Below are 3,973 nucleotides of genomic sequence, written 5' to 3'. Positions count from 1 at the left end.
ATTAGCGGCACAGGGGCTAAAATATACCCGTTTTCATACCACTGCCCTCTGCTCTCCCAGCCGCGCGGCTTTGCTCTCTGGAAGGAATCATCACTCGGTCGGCATGGGCAACATCACCGAAACCGCCACCTCCGCCCCCGGGCAGAGTTCCGTTCGTCCCAACACCAAAGCCCCCCTCGCCTTGACCCTGAAGCTGAACGGCTATTCCACGGCGCAGTTCGGTAAGTGCCACGAGGTACCGGTTTGGCAAACCAGCCCGATCGGCCCGTTTGACGCTTGGCCCTCTGGCGGGGGTGGATTCGAGTATTTCTACGGCTTTATCGGTGGCGAGAATAACCAGTGGGAGCCGGCACTGTACGAGGGAACAACCCCGATCGAACCGCCGAAAACCCCGGAGGAAGGGTATCACCTGACCGAAGATCTGGCCGATCGAGCGATCGCTTGGGTCAGTCAACAAAAAGCCCTCGCCCCCGATAAGCCTTTCTTTATGTACTTCGCCCCCGGCGCGACCCATGCCCCCCACCACGTCCCCAAGGAATGGATCGACAAGTATCGGGGCCAATTCGCTCACGGTTGGGATCACCAGAGGGAGATTACCTTTGCCCGACAGAAAGAACTGGACGTAATTCCCCAAAATGCCGAACTCACCCCCCGTCACGCCGAAATTCCCGCCTGGGATGACATGGATGATCGCCTGAAGCCGGTATTAGAGCGCCAGATGGAGGTGTACGCCGCCTTTCTGGAACATACCGATGAGCAGGTGGGACGGGTGATTCAAGCCTTAGAAAATCTAGAAATCCTCGACGATACGCTCGTTTACGTCATCGTCGGCGATAACGGCGCATCCGCCGAGGGAACGCTGCAGGGCGCGTTTAACGAGATGGCCAACTTTAACGGGTTAGCGGGTCTAGAAACCCCGGAATTTCTCCTCTCGAAACTAGATGACTTCGGTGCGCCCGATTCCTATAATCACTACGCGGTCGGTTGGGCCTGGGCGATGAGTAGCCCCTACAAATGGACGAAGCAGGTCGCTTCTCACTGGGGCGGGACCCGCAACGGTACGATTGTTCGTTATCCCAAAATCATCAGGGAAAAAGGTGGGATTCGCCATCAGTTCTGTCATCTGATCGATGTGGCCCCGACGGTGTTGGCAGTAGCGGGAATTCCCGAACCGACTATGGTTAACGGTGTCCTACAAAGTCCCTACGAGGGTACGAGTATGGTTTATACCTTTAACGACGCGGCCGCCCCCGAACGTCACGATGTGCAGTATTTCGAGATGTTTGGCAATCGGGGCATCTATTACAAGGGTTGGAGTGGGATTACCAAGCACCGCACCCCGTGGATTATGACTGGACAGACGATGGTTCCTTTCGACGATGATATCTGGGAACTATACGACGGCAGTACGGATTGGACGCAAGCTCGGGATCTCTCCCGGGAAATGCCAGAGAAACTGCACGAACTACAGCGACAATTTCTGATCGAGGCGGTTAAGTATAATGTACTGCCCCTAGACGATCGCCAAGTGGAACGGGTCGATCCCGCCACCGCTGGCCGGCCTACCCTCGTGCGGGGAAACTCGCAATTATTCTTTGCCGGGATGGGGCGTTTGTCTGAAAATAGCGTCATCAACATCAAAAATAAATCCTTCTCGGTGACGGCGGAACTGAACATTCCCCCGGAAGGCGCGGACGGGGTGATTATCGCCCAAGGCGGCCGCTTCGGTGGTTGGAGTGTCTATACCCACGACGGAAAAGCCAAGTTCGTCTATAACGTGCTGGGGATTCAAAGTTTTGTCACCGAGGCGACGGAGACGATCCCGGCCGGTAAGCATCAGGTAAGGATGGAGTTTGCCTACGATGGCGGTGGTTTAGGACGGGGGGGAAATGTCACCCTCTACTACGACGGTCAACCGGTGGGTACGGGTCGGGTAGAACGAACTCAGGCTTTTATTTTCTCTGCGGACGAGACCACGGATATCGGCTACGAATCCGGTACCCCCGTAGCGGCGGAATATACCTCGAAAACCAGTCGTTTCACCGGCAAGATCGGTTGGGTTCAACTGGATGTGGGTACGGACGCTCATGACCACCTGATCGACCCGGAGGAACGTCTGAAAATTATCATGGCCCGGCAGTAGAAAAGGGGACTTGCGATCGACGGTTTCGCTTATTCGGTCTTAGGGGAGGAATCGCGATCGCTGGCGAGCCAATGTTTAATTTTCTATAGCAAAAACTAACCGCGCTGGTAGTTTTATCTAGACTTTCCCTCGGTTAAAAGCAAAAAAATTGAGTTTAAATTAGCAACTTTGTTCTATGGAATGGTCTTTTTTGAGAAACTTTGCCATCACTCTATTCGCCCTCTTAAATCCTCTGGGGATGCTGCCGATATTTATTAGTTACACCGCTCGCGAACGTCAAGAAGTACAGCGACTCGTGGCTCTATTTGTCTCGTTAACTGTCTTGTGTTTGTTGTTAATTTTTATGTTTATCGGAACGTCAATGCTAAAATTCTTTGGTGTCACCTTAGACTCTTTTCGCCTTGCTGGTGGAGTGCTTTTGTTGATGATCGTTATCAACATTGTTAACGGTTCTGGGGGAGGTACAAAAGAGCTTTTAATTAATGAGCGAGGAGGGGATTATCTCAGCGAAGCTAAGTCAGTTTATCGGCAAATTGTTATTCCTATGGCTATGCCTTTATTGGTAGGACCTGGGGTTATTGCTAACGTTATCCTTTATGCCAGTGAAGCCGAATCAAAGCTGGGTGACGGTATGGGCATTGAACTGATTTTGATGACAATTTTAGTCAGTTTTTTGGTCTTTCTCATCCTCGCTGCTGGCCAATGGTTACAAAGACTTTTGGGAGATATTGGCTTGAGTATTACTCAGCGAGTTATGGGGCTATTTGTAGCAGCGATCGGAGTACAATTTATGGTGAAAGGTTTGATTAATATTTTTGTCGATCAGATCGTTCCTAAACTGCCATCATAGCAAATTGCTAATTAGTCTAAATAGTTAGCTAAGAAAATTACTTAAAATATCAAATAAGCTGTTGTCTATTTAAACTGGGTATTAAGGAGAGCAATCATGAAAAATTCTCATCAATTGACCAAATCCCTGAAGCGTTTTCGTTATACACTTTTTCTGGGAGTAGCGGCCATGGCAATCACTAGCTGGGGGATGCCCAATATTTCTGTAGCCCAGACTACTCCTGCTCAAGAAAAAGTGCAGTTAATGTTCGTGCAAACGGCAGAAGATATTCAGGTAGATCCCGTCACAAAAACAATTCGCTTGGTGAACGTCAACAAACAGACATTATACTTTTCCGATCGCCCGAACCGGATTGCTGGTAATCTGACCATGGCCGCCTATATGGATGAGTGGACAGCCAGGGCAGGAAAAGATAATTTTGCTAACGATCCCCCCAATGCGACCCTCTCAGTCTACGAACCTGGTCGTCAAGACAATACTATAGTTGTCGTCGAGATTAGCAATCCCGTCATCGATGGCAAGGACTTGATTTATAGCTATAAGCTAATCGAAGGGACTCTACCCAAGGCCGGCGGGGCAACTTCCCTATTTATCGATTGGATTGGTGTTGGTGGTGGTGTCGGCCCTGGCTTTTACGGGGTGGGGGCCGGTACCCGCGGAGTCGGTTTATACGGTGGTTACGGTGGACCCCTACGTTATTAATACGATTGTTCTATTATTCCTGCTACAAAAAAAGAGGGCAACAAAGCCTGAAACTCCTGAATACTGACGACCGGCTACTGACGACCGACTCCTAACCCCACCAACAAACTTTTTGCCGCAAACCCTAAATAGGGCTGGCTGAATAAATGTGAAATATAGACTAGGTAAGGGTCTTAGGGTCTTTTTTCGCTCCCACAGGTGCAAGATTTTGAGAGAATCATGTTTCAAAACCTTACATCTTCATCGGCCCGCGTCCTGTAGGGGCGAAGCATTCGGGC

3 protein-coding genes are annotated in these 3,973 nt (G+C 50.3%); all 3 read left to right on the top strand.

Going from position 1 to position 3,973, the window contains the following annotated elements:
- Nucleotides 1-2,143, top strand: a 2,143-nt coding sequence (locus O9300_RS05830; protein ID WP_287970559.1) for an arylsulfatase, incomplete at its 5' end; no start/stop codon positions are given.
- 175 nt (nucleotides 2,144-2,318) lie between these two features.
- Nucleotides 2,319-2,993 carry a MarC family protein gene (locus O9300_RS05825; RefSeq protein WP_147073497.1) on the top strand — a complete coding sequence of 225 codons (675 nt, stop codon included), beginning with the start codon at nucleotides 2,319-2,321 and terminating at the stop codon, nucleotides 2,991-2,993.
- Nucleotides 2,994-3,089: 96 nt separating this feature from the next.
- Nucleotides 3,090-3,695 carry a hypothetical protein gene (locus O9300_RS05820; RefSeq protein ID WP_002799672.1) on the top strand — a complete coding sequence of 202 codons (606 nt, stop codon included), beginning with the start codon at nucleotides 3,090-3,092 and terminating at the stop codon, nucleotides 3,693-3,695.
- Nucleotides 3,696-3,973: the final 278 nt, after the last annotated feature.

This window comes from Microcystis sp. LE19-195.1E, assembly GCF_027532095.1.
GTDB classification, from domain to species: domain Bacteria; phylum Cyanobacteriota; class Cyanobacteriia; order Cyanobacteriales; family Microcystaceae; genus Microcystis; species Microcystis aeruginosa.
The sequence above is the reverse complement of the archived record's forward strand: the minus strand, read 5'-3'. Positions and strand labels throughout refer to the sequence as shown.

What these genes read in the sequence shown, in the direction of transcription:
- O9300_RS05825 (WP_147073497.1), top strand. Translation starts at nt 2,319, where the DNA reads ATGGAATGGTCTTTTTTGAGAAACTTTGCCATCACTCTATTCGCCCTC.
- O9300_RS05820 (WP_002799672.1), top strand. Translation starts at nt 3,090, where the DNA reads ATGAAAAATTCTCATCAATTGACCAAATCCCTGAAGCGTTTTCGTTAT.